The sequence below is a fragment of the Pseudomonas sp. F8002 genome (assembly GCF_013385495.1).
Classification (GTDB): Bacteria; Pseudomonadota; Gammaproteobacteria; order Pseudomonadales; family Pseudomonadaceae; genus Aquipseudomonas.
On record NZ_JACAPW010000001.1, the window covers coordinates 442,146 to 466,828 of the forward strand.

The following is a 24,683-nucleotide window of genomic DNA, read 5'->3' on the forward strand; positions in this document are numbered from 1 at the left end:
TGTCGGCTGCGAGAGTAGAAATCGATGGTAATAACCCTTCCCCAACTTATCCAGGTAATGCCTGGAGCCCGCCTCAGAGCGGGCATTTTTTTGGCTCCTTTAAATGAGGCTACCGCACGTCACCAAATCACAACATCCAAACGCATCGCCGCCTTCCTCGCCCAAATCGGCCACGAATCCGGCGAACTGCGCTACGTACGTGAACTGGGCAGCGATCAATACCTGAGCAAATACGACACCGGTACCTTGGCCGCCCGCCTGGGCAACTCCCCTGAAGCCGATGGCGACGGCCAGAAGTATCGCGGCCGCGGCCTGATCCAGATCACCGGCCGGCGCAACTACCTGGCGTGCAGTCAGGCACTGTTCGGCGATGAGCGTTTGTTGCACCAACCGGAGTTGCTGGAGACGCCGCAATGGGCGTGCGAATCTGCCGCGTGGTTCTGGCAGCGCAATGGCTTGAACGAGCTGGCTGACCAGGACCAGTTCACCACGATCACCCGGCGCATCAATGGTGGCCTCAACGGTCTGGAGAACCGTATGCAACGGTGGGCGCGGGCGAAGGCGGTGTCATGGGCTTCCTGACGTCGTATCGCCTGCTTGGGTTTTGCCTGTTGTTCGCAGTTTCGGCGGGTGTTGCCTGGCAGGTACAGGCTTGGCGATATGGCGCACAAATCGAGCACCTGCAGGCTCTGCATGCCGCAGCACTCAGCCAGCAACAACAGGTGGAACAGGACAAACGGCTGGCACTGGAGCAACAACTCAGCGCCAGCGACCAACAACACACCCGGGAGCTTTCCGATGCACAACGCGCTCAGGCTCACCTGCGGGATCGCCTGGCCACTGCTGATGTGCGGTTGTCAGTCCTTCTCGACGCCAGCGATTCAGCCAGCGGCTGTGCAATGCCAGCCACCGCCCCCTCCGGCAGCCTGGTTCATGGCGCCCCGCGAGCCCGACTTGACCCGGCGCATGCTCAACGAATTATCGGCATCACCGACGACGGCGATAACGCAATGATCGCCTTGCGCGCCTGCCAGGCGTATGTCCGGGCCGTCGCGCGTTAGTCTCTTGTAACTTGCATGGCCCATGGGCTCCTGTAGGGTAGGCAAACGCCCGTCCACTCCAGGAGATGACCGTGAAGGAAATTACTCAACTCGCCGCTGAACTTGGCCGACGCTTGCAGGTTCTCAATGCCCACGTCACGACGGCCGAGTCGTGCACCGGCGGCGGTATCGCCGAGGCAATCACGCGGATTCCCGGGAGTTCGGCCTGGTTCGAGGCGGGCTATGTCACGTATTCCAATCGCCAGAAGACGCGGCAACTGAATGTGCCGGAAGCTCTGTTCCCCAAGGTCGGTGCCGTCAGCCGCGAAGTGGTGGAGGCGATGGTGCGGGGCGCCCAGGAGAAAAGCCTGGCGCGTTTTGCCGTGGCAGTCAGCGGCGTGGCCGGGCCCGATGGCGGTTCGCCGGACAAGCCGGTGGGCACCGTATGGCTGGCCTGGGGCGTGGGCGATGAGGTTACCGCCGAGCTCGAACACTTCCCCGGCAACCGCGACGAGGTCCGCCGACAAACGGTAAAGGCCGCGCTAGAGGGCTTGTTGCGACGAGCTGCAGCAGAAATAGAAAATCAGGGGTAGGCGATCACGGATCTTTGTGGAACAATACTGTCTACTTATACAGGTGTTGGCCGTCAGGCCTTATTGATTACGTGAGGACTTTAATGGACGACAACAAGAAGAAAGCCTTGGCTGCGGCCCTGGGTCAGATCGAACGTCAATTCGGCAAGGGTGCCGTAATGCGTATGGGCGATCACGACCGTCAGGCGATCCCGGCTATCTCCACAGGCTCTCTGGGTCTGGACATCGCGCTCGGCATTGGCGGCCTGCCAAAAGGCCGTATCGTTGAGATCTACGGTCCTGAATCTTCCGGTAAAACCACCCTGACCCTGTCGGTGATTGCCCAGGCACAAAAAATGGGCGCCACCTGTGCGTTCGTCGATGCCGAGCACGCCCTGGATCCTGAATACGCCGGCAAGCTGGGCGTCAACGTTGACGACCTGCTGGTTTCGCAACCGGACACCGGTGAGCAAGCGCTGGAAATCACCGACATGCTGGTGCGCTCCAACGCCATCGACGTGATCGTGGTCGACTCCGTGGCAGCCCTGGTACCCAAGGCTGAAATCGAAGGCGAAATGGGCGACATGCACGTGGGCCTTCAAGCCCGCTTGATGTCCCAGGCCCTGCGTAAAATCACCGGTAACATCAAGAACGCCAACTGCCTGGTGATCTTCATCAACCAGATCCGGATGAAGATCGGCGTGATGTTCGGCAGCCCGGAAACCACCACCGGTGGTAACGCGCTGAAGTTCTACGCTTCGGTCCGTCTGGACATCCGTCGTACTGGCGCGGTGAAGGAAGGTGACGAGGTTGTCGGTAGCGAAACCCGCGTTAAAGTCGTGAAGAACAAGGTGGCCCCGCCGTTCCGTCAGGCCGAGTTCCAGATTCTCTACGGCAAGGGTATCTACCTGAACGGCGAGATGATCGACCTGGGCGTGCTGCACGGTTTCGTCGAGAAGTCCGGTGCCTGGTATGCCTACAACGGCAGCAAGATCGGCCAGGGCAAGGCCAACTCGGCCAAGTTCCTTGCGGATAACCCGGATGTTGCCGCTACGCTCGAGAAGCAGATCCGCGACAAGTTGCTGACCCCGGCACCTGACGTCAAGGCTGCCGCCAACCGCGAGCCGGTTGAAGAAGTAGAAGAAGTCGACACTGACATCTGAAGCAAACGATGAGCGTTGTCCTGGATACACCCGTCGCCGTAAGGCGCACTGCAATGGACCTGCTCGCACGGCGCGAGCATGGTCGAGTCGAGCTGACGCGTAAGCTGCGTCAGCGTGGCGCAGATCCCGAGATGATCGACGCAGCCCTTGACCGTTTGACGGAAGAAGGGCTGCTGTCGGAGTCCCGTTACCTCGAAAGTTTCGTCTCCTACCGAGCCCGATCCGGCTATGGCCCTGCACGAATTCGTGAAGAGCTGAGCCAGCGTGGCTTGCAGCGTGCTGATATCGAACTCGCGTTGCGTGAGTGCGGCATCAGTTGGCAGGCACAACTGGAAGAAACCTGGCGGCGCAAGTTTGCCGGTCATCTGCCTATTGATGCGCGTGAGCGGGCTAAGCAAGGTCGCTTCCTGAGTTATCGCGGGTTTTCGATGGAGATGATCAGTCGCCTGTTGAGCGGTCGGGATATGGATGACTGAAGGCTGCGCCTGGTAAATGGTTGCTCTGATCACTACGGGGCTTGGTGTGGCGAGGGAGCTTGCTCCCGCTGGGCTGCGCAGCGGCCCCAACCTGCGCATCGTTCTACCTGACACAACCCAAAAGGCCCGCTATGAAAATAGCGGGCCTTTTTTCGATTCAGTGTCAGGTCACGCCGTCTCCGTCACCCGCTGCTGCGTTTTCCCCTGAGCCTGGGCCCAGTTTTCCGGCAAGTTGATGTAATCCACCAATTCCCGCAACCGTCCCTGATCACGCCCGTTGAAGTTGAACACCAGCCGCGTCAGATGGCTGAAGCTTGGCTCGTCATGCTCTTCGCCGGTGTACGGAATTTGTTGGAAGTCGCCACTGAGGCGAAGACTGGCAAATGCCTCCTGCAGATGGGCCAGTGCGCGGTCACTCAACGGATGATTCATGCGAATTACAAACTGGCGCTTCAGCCAGCGGGTGGAGTGGAAGTTGGCGTAGAACTGGTTGATTTCGTCCACCGCCTCTTCGGCGCTGTACACCAGGCGGACCAGCTTGAGGTCGGTGGGCAGGATGTAGCGATTGGCCTCAAGCTGGCTGCGGATAAAGTCCAGTGCGCCTTGCCAGAAGCTACCGCCCGGTGCATCCAGCAGTACCACCGGTACCAGCGGGCTTTTGCCGGTCTGGATCAGGGTCAGCACCTCCAGCGCTTCATCCAGGGTACCGAAACCGCCCGGGCACAGGATCAAGGCGTCGGCTTCCTTGACGAAGAACAGCTTGCGGGTAAAGAAGAAGTGGAAGGACAGCAGGTTCTCGGTGCCATCGATGGTCGGGTTGGCGTGCTGTTCAAAGGGCAGGGTGATGTTGAACCCCAGGCTGTGCTCCAGGCCGGCACCCTCGTGGGCCGCCGCCATGATGCCGCCGCCACCGCCCGTGATCACCATCAGGTCCGAACGGGCCAGGACCGCGCCCACTTCCCGGGCCAGTGCATACAACGGGCTTTCCACCGGCGTGCGCGCCGAGCCGAACACCGTGACTTTGCGCCGCCCCTTGAACTGTTCGAGCACGCGGAAGGCGTGGTCCAGTTCCCGGATCGCCTGCAAGGTGATCTTGGCATTCCAGCGGCTGCGGTCGTCCTGGGCCATGCGCAACACGGTGAAGATCATGTCGCGATAAAGGGGGATATTCGGGCTGTTGGGCGCAATCGAGTGGAGTTGCGCGTCGACCTGCTGCGTGAGGTCGGTGCCGTTTTCTTCAAATTGACGGATCAGGAGTTCATTCGGTTCGTAAGGCATTCAACTTCTCCTTCTTCACAGAACCCTGGGTGCCGACGAGAGATTCGTCGGGACCACGACACTGCATGTGTCGTTGCCTCTGGTTAACGAGGTGGGCGAAACCGGTTCTGTATATTCCTTATGATTAAAAACCTTTGCATTGCACGCTCAGGAGGGCAACCCTCTTTTGCCCTGAAAATGTTACAGGACGGTGTGAAAACCCGATGTTCCAGGCGTTCCGGATGAATTGATCATGAGCCTATAAAGTCTTGGCTGGCAACCGCTTATTGATCACTTCTGAGGGAGTTTAGACGCTGCCGTGAACAGGCACTTGCGGATAGTTCGGTGGGGCATATTGCGCGCCGCTGATCAGCAGCGCGCGACAGGGAGCATCGCTTACTTTTTCTTCTTCGCCGCAGCCGGCGCCGGGCAATCTGCTTCCTGGAACTTCACCGAGGCTACCGGGCGGTTGGTTTTGTTCTCGGTGATTTCATAGCGCATGATCGCGCCCTTGGCCATCAGCTCGCGGTAACCCTTGTTCAGGCACACACTTTGGCCGAGCTGGAAGTACACAGCCTTGGGATTGGCGCGCATTTGCTCGGCGCGGTCTGGCAGTACGCTGAGATGATCAATCAGTTGCAGGCCTTCAACGGTGTAGGCAACTTCCAGGGTCTTTTCGTCAATTTCCCGTGGCAGTTCTTTGTTGGTTTCCTCTGCGACGCTTTGCAGCTTCCTGTTCAGTTGAGCCTCCAGCAACGAGGCCGCTTGGGCACCCAGAGGCAACACCAGCGCGAGGGCGACGGACGGAACTACAAGGCGTGGCATAAGACGCAGCATGAAACTCTCCTGATTCGGTTACTGGTGCATAGACCAGCCACTGCGCTGTGCGTTCAGTGGCGCGGGATTATAGGTGACCGCTTGCCCCTAGGGCCAGCCTATTGCCGGGAAGTGCAGGTGGCCGGGGGCGGCTCTGGTAAACTGCGGTAACTTTTGCCTTCCGAGTTCTATCCGTGTCGATTTCCACTTCCCTGCTGCGCACCCGATGAGCCATGCCGTCTCCCGTTTGCGCACGCAGCGCCTGGCCCGTGCCGTAAAACCGTTTGTAGCGCGAGGCTCGCGGGCCGAACGCTGCCCCGGCTGCCGGGTGATTCCCGAGTACTGCCTGTGCGCCTGGCGGCCCAAGGTCCAGGCCAGATCCGGCATGTGCCTGCTGATGCACGACGTAGAGCCGATGAAACCCAGCAACACCGGCTGGCTGATTGCCGATGTGATCAACGACACGTCCGCGTTCCCCTGGTCGCGCACTGAGGTTGAGCCGGAGTTGCTGAACTTGCTGGACGACCCGCAATGGCAGCCATACATCGTCTTTCCCGGCGAATTCGTGGCCCCGGAGCGGGTGGTCCATCAGGTCAGGCTGGAGGAGGGCAAGCGCCCGCTGTTCATTTTGCTGGACGGCACCTGGAGCGAGGCGCGCAAGATGTTCCGCAAGAGCCCGTACCTGGAGCACTTGCCGGTGCTGAGCCTGGCGCCCGAGCAACTGTCGCGCTACAAGCTGCGTCGCTCCAAGCGTGATGACCACTTCTGCACCGCCGAAGTCGCCGCGCTGTGCCTGGAGCTGGCTGAAGATGCCGCAGCCAGTGAAGTCCTGGATGCCTATCTGGACGTATTCAGCACTCACTACCTGGCCGCCAAGTTTCAACTGGCGCTGGACCCGGCCGATGTCGTCCATACTCGCCTTGCACCTTATCTCTAGGTGTCATGGCCAGCCGACCTTTGCATGATGGCCGCGCAAACGCGCAGCCCGCTAAAATAGCCACGGGCGTAGCGCTTGACCACCCAGGCTACGCTGGGCATGCTTGGCGCCGATTGGGGCGCTGTCACAGATTGGATACGTCGCTTTTTGACGTTGAGCGCGCCCTTTGGTGACTGCTGGCCTGGCAGCCACCTTGCGCGTTGGCGGGCACTGAACCCATCAGTGCCGCCCTAAAAAACAGGATCATTTAATAAATGGCCACATACGAAATCCTGATTGCCGATGACCACCCGCTGTTTCGCAGTGCGCTGCACCAGGCGGTCACGCTGGGCCTGGGGCCGGATGTACGCCTCGTCGAAGTCGCCAGCATTGCCGAGCTGGAAACCCGCCTTACCGAAAAGTCCGACTGGGACCTGGTCCTGCTGGACCTGAACATGCCGGGTGCCTACGGTTTTTCCGGGCTGGTGCTGCTGCGTGGGCAATACCCGCAGATACCGGTGGTGATGGTATCGGCCCAGGAAGAGGCGTCGGTGGTGGTGCGCTCCAAGGAGTTCGGTGCCAGTGGTTTCATTCCCAAGTCCAGCTCCATGGAAGACATCCAGAAAGCCGTGCGCACGGTGCTGGATGGCGATGTCTCCTGGCCGCCGCAGGCCTTTGAAGAGATCAACGTCTCCGACGAAGCCAAGGCCGCGCGTGATGGCCTGGCCAGCCTCACGCCCCAGCAGTTCCGCGTATTGACCATGGTCTGCGAAGGCCTGTTGAACAAACAGATTGCCTACGAGCTGAGCGTGTCGGAAGCGACCATCAAGGCTCACGTCACGGCGATCTTCCGCAAGCTCGGCGTACGTACGCGAACCCAGGCGGCGCTGCTCTTGCAACAACTTGAGTCAATTTCGCAGCATTAAGACGCTGTTCATTCACGTTTTTTTGACTTTGCTTGCTCTAGTTTCCCCACACCTTTTTGCTCAGTTGCCTACTCTATGTCGCCTTTCAAGGGTCAAACCGGTATCAAACGTATTTTCAACGCAGGCGGATATTCCCTGGATGGCCTGCGTGCGGCTTTCACCGGCGAGGCGGCGTTTCGTCAGCTGGTGTTGCTCAATGTCATCCTGATCCCGCTGAGTTTCTTCCTTAACGTCAGCCGGGTAGAGCGGGCGCTGCTGATCGCCGTGTGCCTGCTGGCGTTGATCGTCGAGTTGCTCAACTCCGCCGTCGAAGCGGCGATCGACCGGATTTCCCTGGACCTGCACCCCTTGTCGAAAAATGCCAAGGACATGGGCAGCGCCGCGCAGTTCGTAGCGCTGACCATGATTACCCTGGTGTGGGCCGTGATCCTGATCTAGGCAATGGTCGGCAGTACAATCTCGTCGCTGCGCTGCACCCCGGCGGTGAACGACCGGCACAGCTCGAGGAATTCGCGCATCGCCGAGGTCTGGTACTTTTGCTTGTGCCAGATGAAATAGAACTGCCGGGCCAGGTCCAGGTCCGGGGTTTCCACCGGTACCAGGCTGCCACGCCGGAAGGCGTCGCGCAGCGCCAGCCGGGAAATGCAGCCAATCCCCAAGCCTGATTCCACCGCGCGTTTGATTGCCTCGGTGTGTTCCAGCTCCAGGCGGATATTCAGCGCGCTGCGGTGATGCCGCATGGCCTGGTCAAAGGTCAGGCGTGTTCCAGAGCCTTGTTCCCGCAGGATCCAGGCTTCATGGGTCAGCTCTTCCATGGTCGCCTGGCCGCGCTTGGCCAAGTGATGCTGGGGTGCGCAGAACACCACCAGTTCATCTTCCACCCAGGTTTGCACCTCGATGTCCGGGTGGCTGCAGTCGCCTTCGATTAGACCCAGATCAATTTCGTAGTGCGCCACCTGATGCACGATATGCGCAGTGTTCTGCACATGCAGCTTCACCTGGCTCTCGGGATGCTGCTGCATGAAGCTGCCGATCAGCAGCGTGGCCAGGTAGTTGCCGATGGTCAGCGTGGCCCCGACCGCCAGGGAGCCGAAGCCCGACTTGCCGTTGAGCAGGTCCTCGATCTCCTTGGCCTGGTCCAGCAGTGCCACCGCCTGGGGCAATAGCTGGTGACCGAGGGCGTTGAGGCTCAGGCGTTTGCCCGCGCGGTCGAACAATTGGCAGCTGGATTGCCGCTCCAGCTCGGTAATCGACGTGCTGGCGGCGGATTGAGATAAGGCCAGAAGGCCAGCAGCGCGCGAGACGCTTTCCTGCTGGGCGACGGCGACGAAGACTTGCAGTTGACGTAGAGTAAATCGCATATCGATATAACCGATAACCCTTATCTTAATAATCCAGTTAACAGATATTGTCGCCGCCATTAGAATGCTGTGCAATTGCGCATCCATCATTTGGCGCAGACCCATTTCCAGGAGTCCCCCGTACATGAGCAACATGAACCACGAGCGTGTCCTCAGTGTTCATCACTGGAACGACACTCTGTTCAGCTTCAAGTGCACCCGCGATCCGGGCCTGCGCTTCGAGAACGGTCAGTTCGTGATGATCGGCCTGCAACAGCCCAACGGCCGCCCGCTCATGCGCGCTTACTCGATTGCCAGCCCGAACTGGGAAGAGCATCTGGAGTTCTTCAGCATCAAGGTGCCCGATGGCCCGCTGACTTCCCAATTGCAGCACTTGAAGGAAGGCGACGAGATCATCATCAGCAAAAAACCGACGGGCACCCTGGTGCTTGACGATTTGAAGCCGGGCAAGCACCTGTACCTGCTCAGCACCGGCACTGGCCTGGCGCCGTTCATGAGCGTGATCCAGGACCCTGAAACCTACGAGCGTTTCGAAAAAGTGATCCTGTGCCACGGCGTGCGTTACGTCAACGAAGTCGCCTACCGCGAATTCATCACCGAGCACCTGCCGCAGAACGAGTTCTTCGGCGAGGCGCTGCGTGACAAGTTGATCTACTACCCGACCGTGACCCGTGAGCCGTTCGAAAACGAAGGCCGCCTGACCGACCTGATGCGCAGCGGCAAGCTGTTCAGTGACATCGGCCTGCCGCCGATCAATCCTGAAGACGACCGCGCCATGCTGTGCGGCAGCCCAAGCATGCTGGATGAAACCAGCGAAGTGCTCAACAGCTTCGGCCTGAAGGTTTCCCCGCGTATGCGTGAGCCGGGCGACTACCTGATCGAGCGTGCGTTCGTCGAGAAATAAGCGAACCGATTTGCTTTTGTGGCGAGGGAGCTTGCTCCCGTTGGACTGCGAAGCGGTCCCGGCGAGGCCACCTGGTTGTTCCAGATAAAATGGGGTGTCAGGTTTTGGGGCCGCTGCGCAGCCCAACGGGAGCAAGCTCCCTCGCCACATGACTTTGGTGCGACTAAAAAGCCCGCGTTGCCTTCACAGGCAGCGCGGGCTTTTTCGTTTCCGGGATTTACTTGGCGGCAATCACTTCCAGCACACAAATCATCCCGGCTTCGGGATAGTGCCAGCGCACATCAACATCCCAGAACTGCGCCCCGTATTCCCGCTCCGGCCCCGGCGTCTGGTAGGCCGGCCGTGGATCCTGCGCCAGGCACTGCTCGATCAACGCCACCAATGGCTCGCCAAGGCGCTGAGCGTGGCCTTCTGCCTGTTGCAGCGCAGTCTTCAGCCACTGCACGGGAATCAGCGGTGGCGCAGCGCTGGCGATGCTGTTGGTCGCAGTGTCAACTATGTCTGCGTACGGCACGTAGGGCTTGATGTCGAGAATCGGTGTGCCATCCAGCAGGTCGATCCCGGATATCCACAGGCGCCCATCTTCCACCTTGTCCAGCTTGACCACTGACTGGCCGATGCCGTTGGGCCGGTGCGTCGCGCGGGTGGCGAACACGCCCATGGACGTGTTGCCACCCAGGCGCGGCGGGCGCACTTTCAGCCGTGGTTTATCTTCCAGCGCCTGGTGGAACAGGAACAGCAGCCACACATGGCTGACCTGTTCCAAACCCTGCACTGCCTCACCCTGGTCGAATGGTGCCACCAACTCCAGCACGCCCCGGGCGGCAGGCGCCAGTTGTGGCTGGCGCGGGATGGCGAACTTCTCCTTGAAGCAGGAGCGGACAAAGCCGATGGGCGAGACGCTGTAGTTCACGGGTTTAGGCGCGAACGCGCAGGGTCAGGCCCTTGAGGAAGTTGCGCAACAGTTGGTCACCACAGGTGCGGTAGTTGGTGTGGCCGAACTTGCGGAACAGCGCGCTCAGCTCAGGCTTGGACACCGGGAACTCGGAGGCCTTGAGGATCGCGTGCATGTCGTCTTCCTTCAGTTCGAAGGCCACGCGCAGTTTCTTCAGGACGATGTTGTTGGTCACCGGCAGTTCGATCGGCTGCGGTGGACGGCTCTCGTCCTTGCCGCGCTTGAAGATCACCAGGCCATCGAGGAAATGCGCCATGACTTCGTCCGGGCAGAACACGAAGCCTTCTTCCTCGTCTTTCTTGAGGTAGGTCAGCAGGTCGTCCTTGGTGACTTCCATGCCGCCGAGCTTGATGATCTCGACCATCTTGTTGTCGCTGATGTCGAGCATGTAGCGCACGCTGCGCAGTACATCGTTGTGAATCATGGTGGGCAATCCTGGTCATTCAACTGTGGACACCGCCCAGGCAGGCGGTATCGAGAGATTCGGCGGCGAAAAAAGTCTTAGAACTTTTCTTTGCCGGACAGATAGCGCCATTGGCCTACCGGCACTTTGCCGATGGAGACTCCGCCAATGCGGATGCGTCGAATGGCGACGACTTTCAGGCCGACGGCTTCGCAGAACAAGGCAATCACACCCGGTTGCGGGTTTTTCAGCGCAAAGCGCAGGCGGTTCTCGTTCTGCCAGCTGGCTTTCACCGCCGGCAATTCCTTACCCTTGTAGGTCAGGCCATGGTTGAGGCGGTTCAGGCCGTGGGCGACCATGTCGCCGGACACCTCCACCACGTATTCCTGTTCGATCTTGTTCGCGTCAGCGGTCAGCTTGCGCAAAATCTTCCAGTCCTGGGTGAACACCAGCAGGCCGCTGGCCTTGGCTTGCAGGTCACTGCTGGCGGTCAGGCGCAGGAAGTGGCCCTTGAGCGGGCGCTTGCTGAAGCGGTGTTCTTCCGACAGGGTCTCGGCGTTGATCGACGCCATGGCTGTCTCGGCATCCACGCCGGCGGGGGCGTGGAACAGGATGGTCACCGGCTCCGGCGCTGTGGCCTTGGCCTCAGGGTCAAGCTCGACCTTCTGGGTGGTGACCTTGAACTGCGGCTCGTCGATCACTTCGCCGTCCACCGTGACCCAGCCGCCTTCGATGAACAGCTCAGCCTCCCGACGGGAGCAACCGACCAGTTCGATGAGGCGTTTGGAGAGGCGTAGGGGTTCAGTCATGACAAGGGCCGAAACAAAAGGGGGCGGCTATTGTACCTGTGTGGCGCCGGTTAATCCCGGCTCCATTTCATTTAGCCGCGACGTGCCTGTGGCTGGGCCTGGCGCAAACGCATGTGCAGCAACGGATAAGGCTGGCCCATGCCGTCATGGTCCGTGCGTCCGATCACCTCAAAGCCCTGCTTGAAGTAAAAGCCCAGGGCCTGCGGGTTCTGTTCGTTGACGTCCAGTTGATCGGCATTCATCGACTCGATGGCATAGCGCAGCAATTGCCGGCCCAGGCCCTGGCCACGGTGCTCGGGGTCGATAAACAGCATCTCGACCTTGCCCGCCGCCACTCCGGCAAATCCGGTGATGCGCTGGCGCGAGTCCTTGGTGCAGATCAGCATCACCGCGTCGAGGTAGCGGGTCAGCACCAGGTTTTTCAGCAACTCGATGTAACTGTCCGGCAGGAAGTCATGGGTGGCCCGCACCGAAGCCTCCCAGATGCGGGTCAGTTCCTGATAGTCGCTGGATTTGGGTGTATGGATAACCGAATGCTGACGCATGCCCGCTGCCCCTTGCCGATGATTGGCGCCGATGGGCAAAACGATAGACCTAAAAAAGCCCCGCATCTTGTCCAGAGGCAGGGCTTTTTCAATTCTTTACACCTTATGCGCGTTTTTCAGCCCACAGGTCGTACTCGTCGGCGTCGGTCACGGTGCACCAGACCTTGTCGCCCGGCTTCAGGCCGCTGGCATCGTCGATGAACACGTTACCGTCGATTTCCGGCGCATCGAAGAAGCAGCGGCCTACAGCGCCTTGCTCGTCGACTTCGTCGATCAGTACTTCGATCTCACGGCCGATGCGCAGTTGCAGGCGCGCCGAGCTGATGGCCTGCTGGTGCGCCATGAAGCGCTCCCAACGGTCCTGCTTGACGTCGTCCGGCACGATGGCAGCGTCCAGCAGGTTGGCCGGAGCGCCTTCCACCGGCGAGTACTGGAAGCAGCCGACGCGGTCCAGCTGGGCCTCGGTCAGCCAGTCCAGCAGGTACTGGAAGTCTTCTTCGGTTTCGCCGGGGAAGCCGACGATGAAGGTGGAGCGGATGATCAGGTCCGGGCAGATCTCGCGCCAGTTCTTGATGCGCGCCAGGGTCTTGTCTTCGAAGGCCGGACGTTTCATGGCCTTGAGGATTTTCGGGCTGGCGTGCTGGAACGGGATGTCCAGGTACGGCAGGATCTTGCCGGCGGCCATCAGCGGGATCAGCTCGTCAACGTGCGGGTACGGGTAAACGTAGTGCAGGCGCACCCATACGCCGAGGCTGCTCAGGGCTTCGCAGAGTTCGGTCATGCGGGTTTTCACCGGCGCGCCGTTCCAGAAGCCAGTGCGGTATTTGACGTCGACGCCGTAGGCGCTGGTGTCCTGGGAGATCACCAGCAGCTCTTTCACGCCGGATTTCACCAGGCGCTGGGCCTCGTCCAGTACGTCGCCCACCGGGCGGCTCACCAGTTTGCCGCGCATCGACGGGATGATGCAGAAGCTGCAGCTGTGGTTGCAGCCTTCGGAAATCTTCAGGTAGGCGTAGTGGCGCGGCGTCAGCTTGATGCCCTGCGGCGGCACCAGGTCGATCAGCGGGTTGTGGTCCTGGCGCGGCGGCACTACGTCGTGCACGGCGTTGACCACTTGCTCGTACTGCTGCGGGCCGGTCACGGCCAGCACGCTTGGGTGCACGTTGCGGATGTTGCCTTCTTCCACGCCCATGCAGCCGGTGACGATCACCTTGCCGTTTTCCTTGATGGCTTCGCCGATCACTTCCAGGGACTCGGCCTTGGCCGAGTCAATGAAGCCGCACGTGTTGACCACCACCACGTCCGCGTCCTGGTAGGTGGACACGACGTCATAGCCTTCCATGCGCAGTTGCGTAAGGATGCGTTCGGAGTCGACCAGAGCCTTTGGGCAACCCAGGGATACAAAGCCGACCTTGGGGTTGGCTTTTGCGATGGTGGTGGACATGTCTAACCTCGGTATTGAATGACGCCGCCCGTCGTGCACGAAAGGTGGCGGATGGGCACTTGGTGTGCCTCTGATCAAAAAGTGCGCAATTCTAGCGACGGGAATCGCTCTTGACCAGCTTTATGCAGGGAAATACGACGAGTGCTGCGCTATGCTTCGCGCCGTTGCACCTGAGTGAATTTCCTCGGTCAATAAATCGTCTGTAACGAGAAGTAAAACAGCGCATGCTGTGGACAGCATAGGCGCCCGCAGCAGGCGCGCTGTTTATAAAAGACCGCAGGTCAAAGGGCAGGAGTGGTTGATGGGTCAGGCAAGTAGTCAGGCAGCAGGTGCCGAGCAGTCCAACGCAAAGCCGATCGGCATGCTGGTGGCGGCAGTGGGGGTAGTTTACGGCGATATCGGCACCAGCCCGCTCTACACCCTTAAAGAGGTGTTTACCGGTGGTTATGGGGTTCAGGTCAACCATGACGGTGTGCTGGGGATCCTGGCGCTGATCTTCTGGTCGCTGATCTGGGTGGTCTCGATCAAGTACATGCTGTTCGTGTTGCGCGCCGATAACCAGGGCGAAGGCGGCATCATGGCCTTGACCGCGTTGGCGCGACGAGCAGCGGGTGAGCGCAAGCGGCTACGCAGTTTCCTGGTGGTCTGTGGCTTGTGCGGCGCGGCGCTGTTCTACGGCGACAGCATGATCACCCCGGCGATTTCCGTGTTATCGGCGGTGGAAGGTCTGGAACTGGCCTTCGATGGCCTCGAAAAATGGGTGGTGCCGATCGCCCTGATTGTGCTGGTGGCCCTGTTCCTGATTCAGAAACACGGTACCGACCGCATCGGCAAGTTGTTCGGGCCGGTGATGGTGACCTGGTTCCTGGTGCTGGGCGGCCTCGGCGCCTACGGCATCACCCAGCATCCGGAAGTACTCAACGCCATGAACCCGATGTGGGGCGTGCGTTTCTTCGAGGCTCACCCGGGCATTGGCGTGGCCATCCTCGGTGCCGTAGTGCTGGCGTTGACCGGTGCCGAGGCGCTGTACGCCGACATGGGCCACTTCGGCCGCAAACCCATTGCCCGCGCCTGGTTCATGCTGGTGTTGCCGGCGCTGGTGCTGAATTATTTCGGCCAGGGTGCCTTGTTGCTCGGCGATCCTGAGGCCGCGCGAAACCCGTTCTACCTGCTGGCGCCGAGTTGGGCCCTGATCCCGCTGGTGGTGTTGTCCACGCTGGCCACAGTGATCGCGTCCCAGGCCGTCATCTCCGGTGCGTTCTCCCTGACGCGCCAGGCCATCCAGCTCGGTTATATCCCGCGCATGCATATCCAGCACACCTCCAGTGCCGAGCAGGGCCAGATCTACATCGGTGCGGTGAACTGGTCGCTGATGGTCGGCGTGATCCTGTTGGTGCTGGGCTTTGAGTCCTCTAACGCACTGGCATCGGCCTACGGCGTGGCGGTGACCGGCACGATGCTGATGACCACTATCCTGGTGTCGGCAGTGATGCTGCTGCTGTGGAAATGGCCACCGATATTGGCGGTGCCGGTATTGGTCTGCTGCCTGCTGGTGGACGGCCTGTACTTCGCGGCCAACGTGCCGAAGATCGTCCAGGGCGGCGCCTTCCCGGTACTCGCGGGGATTGTGCTGTTCGTGCTCATGACCACGTGGAAGCGCGGCAAGCAATTGCTGGTGGACCGTCTCGACGAGGGCGGCTTGCCGTTGCCGATCTTTATCAGCAGTATCCGCGTACAACCGCCTCATCGCGTGCAGGGCACCGCGGTGTTCCTGACGGCGCGGCCAGACGCCGTGCCTCATGCGCTGTTGCACAACCTGCTGCATAACCAGGTACTGCACGAGCAGGTGGTGCTGTTGACGGTGGTCTATGAAGACATTCCACGGGTGCCGGTCGCACGCCGCTTCGAGGTGGATGCCTACGGCGAAGGCTTCTTCCGGGTGATCCTGCATTTCGGCTTTACCGATGAGCCGGACGTGCCCGAAGCGCTGAAGCTGTGCCATCTTGATGACCTGGACTTCAGCCCGATGCGCACCACCTACTTCCTCAGCCGCGAAACCGTGATCGCGTCCCGCATCAAGGGCATGGCGCGTTGGCGCGAAGGGTTGTTCGCGTTCATGCTGAAGAACGCCAACGGCAACCTGCGCTTCTTCAAGTTGCCGGTTAACCGGGTGATCGAGCTCGGCACTCAAGTAGAAATGTAAGCCCAACAAAAAGCCCCCGGTGCCTTGCGGCAGCGGGGGCTTTTTTGTGGGCGCTTATTCGGCCAGGGTCTTGCCCTGGCGCTTCTCGATGATGTCTACCAGACGCTTGGCCAGCGCCGGGTAGTTCTCGTCGAAGTGATGGCCGCCAGGCAGCTTCACGGCTTCGCCGACAGCGGTCTTGTCGGTACAGCCGCTCTCGTCGACTTCTTCGGCACCGTAGATGCACACCACCTTGTCGGCCGGCAGCTTGGCCATTTCCGGGCCGGTTGCAGCTTCCTTGCCGGCGTTGCCCAGCCAGCCTTCCACTTCGATCTCGAAGCTGCCGGTGCGGGCGAAGGCCAGCAGGATGATCGCGTCTACACGCTGCTGCTCGTTTTCCGGCAGGCGGTTGTAGATGGCCGGCAGCACATCGGCGCCGAACGAGTAGCCGGTCAGCACGAAGCGCTTGGTACCCCATTTTTGCCGGTAGTGCTGCATCAGCTCGGCGAGGTCCTTGGCGCTTTGTTCCGGGGTCTTGTGCTGCCAGTAGTAGCGCAGGGTGTCGATGCCGACCACCGGGTAGCCGATCTTGGCCATTTCACCGGCCACGTCGCGGTCCAGGTCACGCCAGCCGCCGTCACCGGAGAGGAACAGGGTGACGGTGTCCTTGGCCTGGCCAGCCGGCACTTCGACCACCGGGATCGCCAGGCCGCCGTTGTCCGAGCCCACCAGTTGCTTGCGCAGCTCGTTGTTCAGCACTTGCGGGTAGTGAACGTCGTAGTCGCTGATGCTGGTGGTGGCACGCGGTGTGTCGCGTACGAAACTGGCAGCATCATCGTCAGGGTTATCGTTCCAGGCCACCAGCCAGCTACCGTGTGCCGAAGTCTTCGGCAGCGGGTCGTTGCAGCCTGGCTGCGCCAGCGCGAAGCCGACGGAGATGGCATTGGCCTTGTCGTCGTTCTGTGCGGCCAGCCAGCGCCAGGCCAGGGCTGCGCCAGGGCCGATGCCGCTGACCAGGGTCGCCGGGCCGGCAAGCTGGCCCAGGGCGGTTTGCAGGGCCTGTTCCTGCAGCTTGCAGTCGTCCTTGGGCAGGATCACCTGGACGATCTGCGCTGCGCCGCCCTGGCTCAGGGCGATCAGTTGGCTGTCGGTCAGGGTTTCGTCGGCCAGCACGGCCACCGCCACGCGGGCCTTGGGTGCGGTACCCGGGGTCACGCGGGTCAGGACGGTGCCGTCAGCCTGTGGCAGTTGTTCCAGAGTAGGTTGCGGTGCAGGGCGGTTCCAGTACCAGTAGCCGCCACCGAGGATCAGTGCCAGTACCACCAAAAATGCCAATACATACCGCCAGGAGCGTCGAATCATCAGCGTTTCACCAATCCAGTCAAGCCGCCCGCAATCAGGGCGGCGGTGTCGGCCAGTGCCACCAGCGGATCAAGTCCTGCGGGCACGGCCATATAACGGGGTTCCCAGTCAGGCTGGAACTTGTCTTTGAAGCGGCGCAAGCCTTGGAAGTTATACAGTTGCTCGCCACGGCGGAACACCATCGAGCCCAGGCGTTGGGTCAGCGGGGCGCCACGTCGTGGTTGCAGGCCCGACAACGGCACCATGCCGAGGCTGAAGCGGGCGTAGCCATGGTTCTTATAATGTTGAATCAGGCCGACCATCATGAATTCCATGGTCAGTTTCGGCGCGTCCGGGTGCGCACGCATCAGGTCGAGACTGGCCAGGTCGTGGCTGTAGGTCTCAAGCAGGTTCGCAAACGCTACCGGGCGCCCTTCGAAGCGAATGATCGCAATACGAAAGTGCTTGAGGTAGTCGTCGCTGAATCGTCCGAGGGAAAAGCCTTTTTCCCGCACATTCTTGCCGGTCAGCCATGCGTCGGAGATGACTTTCAACTCCTCCATCGGGGCCTGGCCGGGTTCATGGATCTCCAGGGACAAGCCATCACGGGTCCCGCGGTTCCAGGTGTAGCGCAGGTCCTTCATCTCTTTGCCCTTGGCTTCCAGGTCAAAGCGTTTGAGGTCGACCCGGGCTTCTTCACCCAGTTTGATCGCGGTGAGGCCGATGTCCATGTAGTACGGCAGGTTCTCCGCGCGCACCTGGTAGAACACCGGGCGGGCGTGGTGAATGTCGCACAGGTCGCGGAACTGCCAGATCATCTCGGCCCGTTGCAGGGTCGGGCCAATCGGATCGTACAAGGCCACCAGGCTGCGACCGCGACGAGCGTACATCAGGAACGCTTCGTCGTTGGGATGAAACAGCAGGGCCTTGTCGCCGGTCAGCGCCAGGCCGCCGTCGGGTTGTGCAGAGTTCATCAGGATCTTGGTGGCGCGCTCCAGTTCATCCGGTGTCGGCAAGTGGATGATCGGGCGCGCGGTACGCAGCAGCCAGGTCAGCGACACCACCACCAGCACCACGGCCGCGCCCAGCAGCGAGCGCAGGCCACGCGGGGCGTTGGCGTCGAGGGTGAACTGCCACCACAACTGATGGCTATAGGGCACGTCCTGGTAGGCGAACAACAGCAGCCAGATCGACGCACCAAGTACGCACACGCTGGCCACCAGGTACAGCGGCGAGAACGGCAGTTCGGTCAGGCGGCTGGCGCGATAGAACGAGCGCCGGAAGATCGCCAGCAGCACCGCCGTCATGGTCATCAGGCTGGCTTCTTCCCAGTCGAAACCCTTGAGCAGGGAGAGCAGGGCACCGGTCAGCAGCAGCACCATGGTCAGCATCCACGCCGCGGACAACCGTCGACGCAGGCCCTGGGCCAACAGAAGGCAGAGCACGCCGATCAGGCTGGCACCAAAGTGCGAAGCGTCAATCAGGCGATGAGGAATCAGGAAGCCGATGTTTTCCAGGCGTGAGTCGATTTCCGGGGTTGCGCCGGAAAACAGCAGGACCACGCCTGACAAAAAAACCAGTACGGCCAGGATCGGCGCAGCGAGGCCAGAGGCCGCGCGCAGGCTTTGTTGCGTATGGAACAGGCGCTGGGCTTCATTGACCAGCAGGAACACACAAGCGATCAACAGCGGCAGCACCACATAGATCATCCGGTACAGCAGCAGTGCGGCCGCCAGTGGCGCGGCACCGAGCTTGTCGGCGAAGGCAGCCAGCAGGATTGCTTCGAACACCCCGACGCCACCGGGTACATGGCTGAGCACACCGGCGGCCAGGGCCAGCAGGTACACCAGCAGGAACGGGCCAAAGGGCGGCGCTTCCGGCAGCAGCATATACAGCACGGTAGCGGCCGCAGCCACGTCGAGGGCGGTGATGATCAGTTGCAGGAAGGTCAGGCGACGGCCCGGCAGGCGCAAGGTGCGACGCCCGGCCTTGACCAACAGGTTGTCCGGATACGGTTGTTCCGGCAGGCGGCGGCGGTAGATGCCGATGCACAGTGCGGCTGTTAACAGCAACACAGCACCGGCGATGCCGCCGAGCAGGCTGGCAGGTAGATGCAGGGCATTGGACGCGGCAGGCAGGTTGCTCAGGGTGGCCAGCGCAGCGAGCGGCGGCAGGGCGCAACCCAGGGCCAGGCTGGCAAACACGGTCATGCGCGCCACTTCCGAAGCGCCGATGCCATACCGTGCATATAAACGGTAGCGTACCGAGCCGCCCGAGAGCATCGACAGACCAATCGCGTTACCGATGGCGAATGCGGTAAAGCCGCCGTAGGCCAGAGTCTTGGCAGGCAGCTTCACGCCGGCATAACGGGCACCGGAAAATTCATAGCCCAACAAAATGATAAAGCCGGCGACAGCAGCACCGAACGCACCCAGCAGTGCAGGCTTGGGCACTTCAAGGATTGAATCGTGGAGCGCGTAAAGATCCAGTTCAAGCAACAGGTGGCGACAGGCGATAAGGGCGATTGCGAACAGCAACAAGGTGACGGCCAGCCCGATGGGTTGGCGGTATTTGCTCAACAGATCCAGCCAGCGCAAACGGGTGGGAGTGATCGGTTGTGTCGCTGTGACAGAGTCTTGTGGTTCAGACGAGTTGGCGCGCATCAATCACCTCGTGGATTGTGCGCGACAGGATGGAGGTATCCAGCCAAGTTACCAATCCCTATGGACAAAATAATTACAAATATTAACGCGTATCGCGAAGTGCGGCGACAGCGCCCATTGGTCGTAGAAGGACAGTGCTTGAAGACTTAGCATAGCTTGCAATGAGATGGACTCTACAAACCGTGTACGGTTTCATGAAAGATGCCATGCCATTGTTTCAAAAGGACTTTTTCGTCAGATACAAAAAAGGCCACTCTTTCGAGCAGCCTTTTTTGATGTTTGGTTGCGGGAGCCGGATTTGAACCGACGACCTTCGGGTTATGAGCCCGACGAGCTACCAGACTGCTCCATCCCGCGTCTGTGTGGCGGCATTCTACAGAGCAACGGCGGGGTGTCAACCGTTAATCGAACGATGGGTCAAATAAGTGCAATTTAGCTTCGGATTGTCACGCGGGTGCGGTAAGTGCGCGATTGGGAAAGGTTTTTTGTCAGACAATCGGCGCGAGGGCTAAAACAGACAGGCACAAAAAAGGCCACTCTTTCGAGTAGCCTTTTTTGATGTTTGGTTGCGGGAGCCGGATTTGAACCGACGACCTTCGGGTTATGAGCCCGACGAGCTACCAGACTGCTCCATCCCGCGTCTGTGTGTCGGCATTCTACAGAGGAACGCGAGTGTGTCAACCGCTGATTCAAAGAAAAGCGCTTGTGGTTCAATCGGTTAGCTCTCCAAGGTGGCCCCTTGATAGGCCGCGGGGCCAGTCTGGCCGAGGCTTTCAGCTCTATTGGGGGGTGTGTTTCGATTGAGAAAATGAATTCGCCTGCGAATTTTCCTACCGCTTAAGCGGAAGATTCAAACTACTGGTGCTATATACAGGTGTGAGTGAGATACTGCCGGCCTGTCCGTTTTCTGCCCAGAACCACTGCCTTATATATGACGCAGCGCAAAATCATCCACGTCGACTGTGATTGCTTCTACGCCGCCATCGAGATGCGCGACGACCCGACCCTGGCGCAAAAGCCCCTGGCGGTCGGCGGTTCGGCAGACCGTCGTGGGGTGATCGCCACCTGCAACTATGAAGCACGGGCTTATGGTGTGCGTTCGGCTATGTCGTCCCGCCATGCCCTGAAGCTGTGCCCGGACCTGACCATCGTCAAGCCGCGCATGGATGCTTATAAAGAAGCATCAAAGGAAATCCAGGCGATCTTTCGCGACTACACCGACCTGATCGAACCGTTGTCCCTGGACGAAGCCTACCTGGACGTCTCCGACAGCCCGCATTTTGGCGGCAGTGCCACGCGCATTGCCCAGGACATTCGCCGGCGGGTCTCCAACCAGTTGCACATCACCGTTTCCGCGGGCGTGGCGCCGAACAAGTTTCTCGCCAAGATCGCCAGCGACTGGAAAAAGCCCAACGGACTGTTTGTGATCACCCCCGACCAGGTGGAAGACTTTGTCTCGGCGCTGCCGGTGAAAAAGCTCCACGGCGTGGGCAAGGTGACGGCCGACAAGCTGGCGCGGCTGGGGATCGAGGACTGCCTGCAACTGCGGGAGTGGAACAAGTTGGCGCTGGTGCGAGAGTTTGGCAGTTTTGGCGAGCGGCTTTGGAGCCTGGCGCGTGGGATTGATGACCGGGTGGTGCAGAACGACAGCCGCCGGCAATCCATCAGCGTGGAAAATACCTACGATGTCGACCTGCCGGACTTGCCCAGTTGCCTGGAAAAGCTGCCGGAGCTGATGGACACCCTGGCCGGGCGCATGGCGCGCATCGACAGCAGTTATCGTGCGGGCAAGCCGTTCGTCAAAGTGAAGTTTCACGACTTTACCCAGACGACCCTGGAGCAGGCGGGGGCAGGGCGGGACCTGGAGAGTTACCGGCAGTTGCTGACCCAGGCGTTCAATCGCGGCGACAAGCCGGTGCGATTGCTGGGAATAGGCGTGCGTTTGCTGGATTTGAGCAACGGCAACGAGCAGCTCCAATTTCCCTGGTAGAAACCGAAAGCCAAATGTGGGAGCGGGCTTGCTCGCGAATGCGGCGTGTCAGCCAGCACATGCGTCACCTGACACACCGCATTCGCGAGCAAGCCCGCTCCCACATTTAAAGGCTTCAGCGTGCTCCGGGGTCCGCCACCAGGCGTCCGGCATCCTTGGTCAAGGCCTGCAGGAATTCCTGCTGCAACTCCGGATCGTTGCGGGTCAGTTCGATCAGGCTCTGTTCCAGCTCGCTGGCTTCTTCTTCCAGGCCCAGCTCCGACAGGCGCTTGACCCGGTGCACCCACTCGTTGACCTCGTCGTCTTCCAGGTCGTCATAGATCAAACCGTGAGCTTCGAGCAATTTGCCCCGCAGGGTGCCGCTGATGGCCAGGGATGAGTCCGAGTGCACGTCATCCTGGGCATCTTCAACACTGATCTTCAGGGTGCTGATGCGGTTCAGGTCCTGCTCGGCAAACGGGCTGTCCAGCAGGTTCAGGCGCAGCACACCATCGCGGTCGGTGGTCAGCTCATGGGTTTGCTTGCCGGCAGTCACCTGTACCGGGCGCTCGCTCCAGGGCAGGCTCGAATACTCCACGCGCTTGTCGCGCTGGACTTCATCGATACCCGCCAGGTTCTGTTGCGCACGGCCGTTGGATTGCACGTTCATGAACGGGTTGATCCCGTCCACGCCATAGCTGAGCCAATCCCGGGTCATGCTGGCAGGCAGGTTGCCCAGGGCAAACACATTCGCCACGTTGGCGCCGACGCCCGCCACCAGCGCGACCGCGCCCAGGGGCATCTCATAGAGTTTGCGCCAGGGCTGGTAGGGCGTGTAGCGGTCGTAGCGACGGGTAACTTCGAACTCGGTGACCTCAAAGGTCTTTTGCTCGTGAATGCGCACCCGGCGTTGCGGCAGCTCCAGCACCTTCGGCTCGCCCACGTCGATCTGCAGGCTGTGATCGAGCAATTTGCGCTCGATGCGTTCCTCGTGCTCGCTGCGTTGCGACATTTGGTTGGCGCAGCCGCTGACCAGCAGGGCGCCACATAACGTGGCGCCCCCCAGGGCTATGGTGTTTCGCTTGAACATGACGACTCTTGATCTGGTTTTCAGCGACGAATACGCGCCTGAAGGAAAGACAGCACGTCAGCCACCGGCAACGGTTGGGCCTCGGCTTCGGTCCGGCTCTTGTATTCCAGATTGCCATCGGCCAGGCCGCGGTCACTGACCACGATCCGGTGCGGGATGCCAATCAGTTCCATGTCGGCGAACTTGATGCCCGGGCTGGTTTTCTTGTCCCGATCATCCAGCAGCACTTCAAAACCGGCAGCCGTGAGTTCGGCATACAGTTTGTCGGTGGCTTCGCGTACTTGCTCGGTTTCGTAGCGCAGCGGTACCAGGGCAACCTGGAATGGCGCCAGGGCGTCGCTCCAGATGATGCCTTTCTCGTCGTTGTTCTGCTCGATGGCAGCCGCAACCACGCGGGATACGCCAATGCCGTAGCAGCCCATTTCCAGGGTGATCGGCTTGCCGTTCTCGCCCAGCACTTCGCACTTCATCGCCTTGCTGTACTTGTTGCCCAGCTGGAAGATGTGCCCGACTTCGATGCCGCGCTTGATTTCCAGGGTGCCCTTGCCGTCCGGGCTTGGGTCGCCGGCCACCACGTTGCGCAGGTCGGCCACGGTCGGAACCGGCAGGTCACGTTCCCAGTTCACGCCAAAGTAGTGCTTGTCATCAATGTTCGCACCGATGCCGAAGTCGCTCATCAGCTCTACCGAGCGGTCGATGATGATCGGCAGTGGCAGGTTCAGCGGGCCGAGGGAACCGGCACCGGCGCCAATGGCGTCACGCAGTTCTGAGTCGGTGGCCATGACCAGCGGGCTGGCAACGCCTGGCTGCTGGGCGGCCTTGATTTCGTTGAGCTCGTGGTCGCCACGGATTACCAGGGCGATCAGCTTGCCTTCTTCCTCGGCGCGCACGATCAGGGTCTTGATGGTCTTTTCAATCGGCAGATTGAATTTCTCCACCAGGGCCGCGATGGTCTTGGTCTCGGGCGTGTCCACCAGGCGCAGCTCTTCGCTTGGCGCAGGGCGGGAGGTTTCCCGTGGCACGGCTTCGGCTTTCTCGATGTTCGCCGCGTAGTCGGAACCGTTGCTGAACACGATGTCGTCTTCACCGGACTCGGCCAGCACGTGGAACTCGTGGGAGCCGGCACCGCCGATGGAGCCGTTGTCCGCTTCAACCGGGCGGAATTTCAGGCCCAGGCGCGTGAACACGTTGCAGTAGGCGGTGTGCATGCGGTCGTAGGTGACCTGCAGGGACGCCTGGTCAGCGTGGAACGAATAGGCGTCCTTCATGATGAATTCGCGGCCGCGCATCAAACCGAAGCGTGGGCGGATTTCGTCACGGAACTTGGTCTGGATCTGATACAGGTTGAGGGGCAACTGCTTGTAGCTGCTCAACTCGTTGCGCATCAGGTCGGTGATCACTTCTTCGTGGGTCGGGCCGGCGCAGAAGTCCCGGCCATGACGATCCTTGAAGCGCAGCAATTCAGGGCCGTACTCTTCCCAGCGCCCGGATTCCTGCCACAGCTCAGCCGGTTGGGTGCTCGGCATCAACACTTCCAGAGAGCCGGCAGCGTTCATTTCTTCACGAACGATGGCTTCGACCTTGCGCATCACCTTCAAGCCCATGGGCAGCCAGGTGTACAGGCCCGAGGCCAGTTTGCGGATCATGCCGGCGCGCAGCATCAGCTGATGGCTGATCACGACCGCGTCGGAAGGCGTTTCTTTCTGTGTGGCGAGCAAATATTGACTGGTGCGCATGGTAGGCCGTTGTCGGTTGCTTGAACTTGAAATGACTTGGGATTGTACGGGCGCTTGCTGCCGACGTACAGGCATCTGGTTGCTGGAGCAGGGCTTCTCTGGGAGCTGGCATGCC

The 24,683-nt window shown here is 60.6% G+C and carries 23 protein-coding genes and 2 tRNA genes; 11 read left to right on the forward strand and 14 right to left on the reverse strand.

What is annotated here, in order from left to right; genetic code table 11:
• Positions 1-24: 24 nt before the first annotated feature.
• The 5 genes from HX811_RS02035 (at position 25) to recX (ending at position 3,251) form a co-directional block, all read left to right on the forward strand.
• On the forward strand, positions 25-582 hold the full coding sequence (locus HX811_RS02035) for a glycoside hydrolase family 19 protein (protein WP_177044519.1): 558 nt from the start codon (positions 25-27) through the stop codon (positions 580-582).
• On the forward strand, positions 570-1,061 hold the full coding sequence (locus HX811_RS02040) for a lysis system i-spanin subunit Rz (RefSeq protein ID WP_177044520.1): 492 nt from the start codon (positions 570-572) through the stop codon (positions 1,059-1,061). Before HX811_RS02035 ends, HX811_RS02040 begins: the two co-directional genes overlap by 13 nt.
• A 71-nt stretch (positions 1,062-1,132) precedes the next feature.
• Positions 1,133-1,633: a CinA family protein gene (locus HX811_RS02045; protein WP_003208648.1), complete on the forward strand. Its 501-nt coding sequence runs from the start codon at positions 1,133-1,135 to the stop codon at positions 1,631-1,633.
• A gap of 83 nt (positions 1,634-1,716) precedes the next feature.
• Entirely contained in the window at positions 1,717-2,775 is a 1,059-nt protein-coding gene (recA, locus tag HX811_RS02050; protein WP_003208645.1) for a recombinase RecA, read from the forward strand.
• 8 nt (positions 2,776-2,783) lie between these two features.
• Positions 2,784-3,251, forward strand: a complete 468-nt coding sequence (gene recX, locus HX811_RS02055; RefSeq protein ID WP_003208644.1) for a recombination regulator RecX — start codon at positions 2,784-2,786, stop codon at positions 3,249-3,251.
• Positions 3,252-3,419: 168 nt separating this feature from the next.
• Here the strand turns inward: recX and HX811_RS02060 are convergent, their stop codons facing one another.
• Both HX811_RS02060 and HX811_RS02065 read right to left on the reverse strand, forming a co-directional pair.
• Positions 3,420-4,529, reverse strand: a complete 1,110-nt coding sequence (locus HX811_RS02060) for a TIGR00730 family Rossman fold protein (RefSeq protein WP_177044521.1) — start codon at positions 4,527-4,529, stop codon at positions 3,420-3,422.
• Positions 4,530-4,904: 375 nt separating this feature from the next.
• Complete coding sequence (locus HX811_RS02065) at positions 4,905-5,345, reverse strand: PA3611 family quorum-sensing-regulated virulence factor (RefSeq protein ID WP_003208640.1); 441 nt, start codon at positions 5,343-5,345, stop codon at positions 4,905-4,907.
• Between the two features lie 205 nt (positions 5,346-5,550).
• Here HX811_RS02065 and HX811_RS02070 point away from each other — a divergent pair, with 205 nt between their 5' ends.
• The 3 genes from HX811_RS02070 to HX811_RS02080 all read left to right on the forward strand — a co-directional run bounded on the left by HX811_RS02070 (position 5,551) and on the right by HX811_RS02080 (position 7,604).
• A complete protein-coding gene (locus HX811_RS02070; protein WP_177044522.1) occupies positions 5,551-6,261 on the forward strand; it encodes a tRNA-uridine aminocarboxypropyltransferase in 711 nt (236 codons plus the stop codon).
• Between the two features lie 254 nt (positions 6,262-6,515).
• Positions 6,516-7,166, forward strand: coding sequence for a response regulator transcription factor ErdR (erdR, locus tag HX811_RS02075; RefSeq protein ID WP_003208636.1), 651 nt, complete (start codon positions 6,516-6,518; stop codon positions 7,164-7,166).
• A 75-nt stretch (positions 7,167-7,241) separates the two neighbouring features.
• The gene (locus HX811_RS02080) at positions 7,242-7,604 is read left to right on the forward strand and encodes a diacylglycerol kinase (RefSeq protein ID WP_003208635.1); all 363 of its coding nucleotides are present in this window, start codon (positions 7,242-7,244) and stop codon (positions 7,602-7,604) included.
• Here the strand turns inward: HX811_RS02080 and HX811_RS02085 are convergent.
• Positions 7,601-8,527, reverse strand: a complete 927-nt coding sequence (locus HX811_RS02085; RefSeq protein ID WP_003208633.1) for a LysR family transcriptional regulator — start codon at positions 8,525-8,527, stop codon at positions 7,601-7,603. The two genes, HX811_RS02080 and HX811_RS02085, sit on opposite strands and share 4 nt — an antisense overlap.
• Positions 8,528-8,651: 124 nt before the next feature.
• Between HX811_RS02085 and fpr the strand changes: the two genes are divergently transcribed.
• A complete protein-coding gene (fpr, locus tag HX811_RS02090) occupies positions 8,652-9,431 on the forward strand; it encodes a ferredoxin-NADP reductase (protein WP_003189055.1) in 780 nt (259 codons plus the stop codon).
• Between the two features lie 217 nt (positions 9,432-9,648).
• Here the strand turns inward: fpr and tsaA are convergent, their stop codons facing one another.
• The 5 genes from tsaA to rimO form a co-directional block, all read right to left on the reverse strand.
• A complete protein-coding gene (gene tsaA / locus HX811_RS02095; RefSeq protein WP_177044524.1) occupies positions 9,649-10,344 on the reverse strand; it encodes a tRNA (N6-threonylcarbamoyladenosine(37)-N6)-methyltransferase TrmO in 696 nt (231 codons plus the stop codon).
• 4 nt (positions 10,345-10,348) lie between these two features.
• On the reverse strand, positions 10,349-10,810 hold the full coding sequence (locus HX811_RS02100) for a DUF1456 family protein (RefSeq protein ID WP_003208629.1): 462 nt from the start codon (positions 10,808-10,810) through the stop codon (positions 10,349-10,351).
• Between the two features lie 77 nt (positions 10,811-10,887).
• On the reverse strand, positions 10,888-11,598 hold the full coding sequence (locus tag HX811_RS02105; protein WP_003208627.1) for an rRNA pseudouridine synthase: 711 nt from the start codon (positions 11,596-11,598) through the stop codon (positions 10,888-10,890).
• 71 nt (positions 11,599-11,669) lie between these two features.
• The gene (locus HX811_RS02110) at positions 11,670-12,143 is read right to left on the reverse strand and encodes a GNAT family N-acetyltransferase (RefSeq protein WP_003208626.1); all 474 of its coding nucleotides are present in this window, start codon (positions 12,141-12,143) and stop codon (positions 11,670-11,672) included.
• 103 nt (positions 12,144-12,246) lie between these two features.
• A complete protein-coding gene (rimO, locus tag HX811_RS02115; protein WP_218172220.1) occupies positions 12,247-13,587 on the reverse strand; it encodes a 30S ribosomal protein S12 methylthiotransferase RimO in 1,341 nt (446 codons plus the stop codon).
• A 301-nt stretch (positions 13,588-13,888) separates the two neighbouring features.
• Here rimO and HX811_RS02120 point away from each other — a divergent pair, with 301 nt between their 5' ends.
• Positions 13,889-15,790: a potassium transporter Kup gene (locus HX811_RS02120; protein WP_010170040.1), complete on the forward strand. Its 1,902-nt coding sequence runs from the start codon at positions 13,889-13,891 to the stop codon at positions 15,788-15,790.
• Positions 15,791-15,844: 54 nt separating this feature from the next.
• Here HX811_RS02120 and HX811_RS02125 read toward each other — a convergent pair whose 3' ends face one another.
• The 4 genes from HX811_RS02125 to HX811_RS02140 all read right to left on the reverse strand — a co-directional run bounded on the left by HX811_RS02125 (position 15,845) and on the right by HX811_RS02140 (position 20,413).
• A complete protein-coding gene (locus tag HX811_RS02125; RefSeq protein WP_177044525.1) occupies positions 15,845-17,131 on the reverse strand; it encodes a virulence factor family protein in 1,287 nt (428 codons plus the stop codon).
• The gene (mprF, locus tag HX811_RS02130; protein WP_003208619.1) at positions 17,131-19,773 is read right to left on the reverse strand and encodes a bifunctional lysylphosphatidylglycerol flippase/synthetase MprF; all 2,643 of its coding nucleotides are present in this window, start codon (positions 19,771-19,773) and stop codon (positions 17,131-17,133) included. The genes HX811_RS02125 and mprF overlap by 1 nt, the downstream gene beginning before the upstream one ends.
• Before the next feature lie 280 nt (positions 19,774-20,053).
• A tRNA-Met gene (locus HX811_RS02135) sits at positions 20,054-20,130 on the reverse strand.
• A 206-nt stretch (positions 20,131-20,336) separates the two neighbouring features.
• A tRNA-Met gene (locus HX811_RS02140) sits at positions 20,337-20,413 on the reverse strand.
• A 291-nt stretch (positions 20,414-20,704) separates the two neighbouring features.
• On the opposite strand from HX811_RS02140, the gene dinB reads away from it, so the two are divergent.
• Positions 20,705-21,763: a DNA polymerase IV gene (gene dinB, locus HX811_RS02145; RefSeq protein ID WP_134327257.1), complete on the forward strand. Its 1,059-nt coding sequence runs from the start codon at positions 20,705-20,707 to the stop codon at positions 21,761-21,763.
• 115 nt (positions 21,764-21,878) lie between these two features.
• Here the strand turns inward: dinB and HX811_RS02150 are convergent, their stop codons facing one another.
• Both HX811_RS02150 and HX811_RS02155 read right to left on the reverse strand, forming a co-directional pair.
• A complete protein-coding gene (locus HX811_RS02150; protein WP_177044526.1) occupies positions 21,879-22,832 on the reverse strand; it encodes a hypothetical protein in 954 nt (317 codons plus the stop codon).
• Positions 22,833-22,852: 20 nt separating this feature from the next.
• The gene (locus HX811_RS02155) at positions 22,853-24,568 is read right to left on the reverse strand and encodes a proline--tRNA ligase (protein ID WP_003208614.1); all 1,716 of its coding nucleotides are present in this window, start codon (positions 24,566-24,568) and stop codon (positions 22,853-22,855) included.
• Positions 24,569-24,683 lie beyond the last annotated feature (115 nt).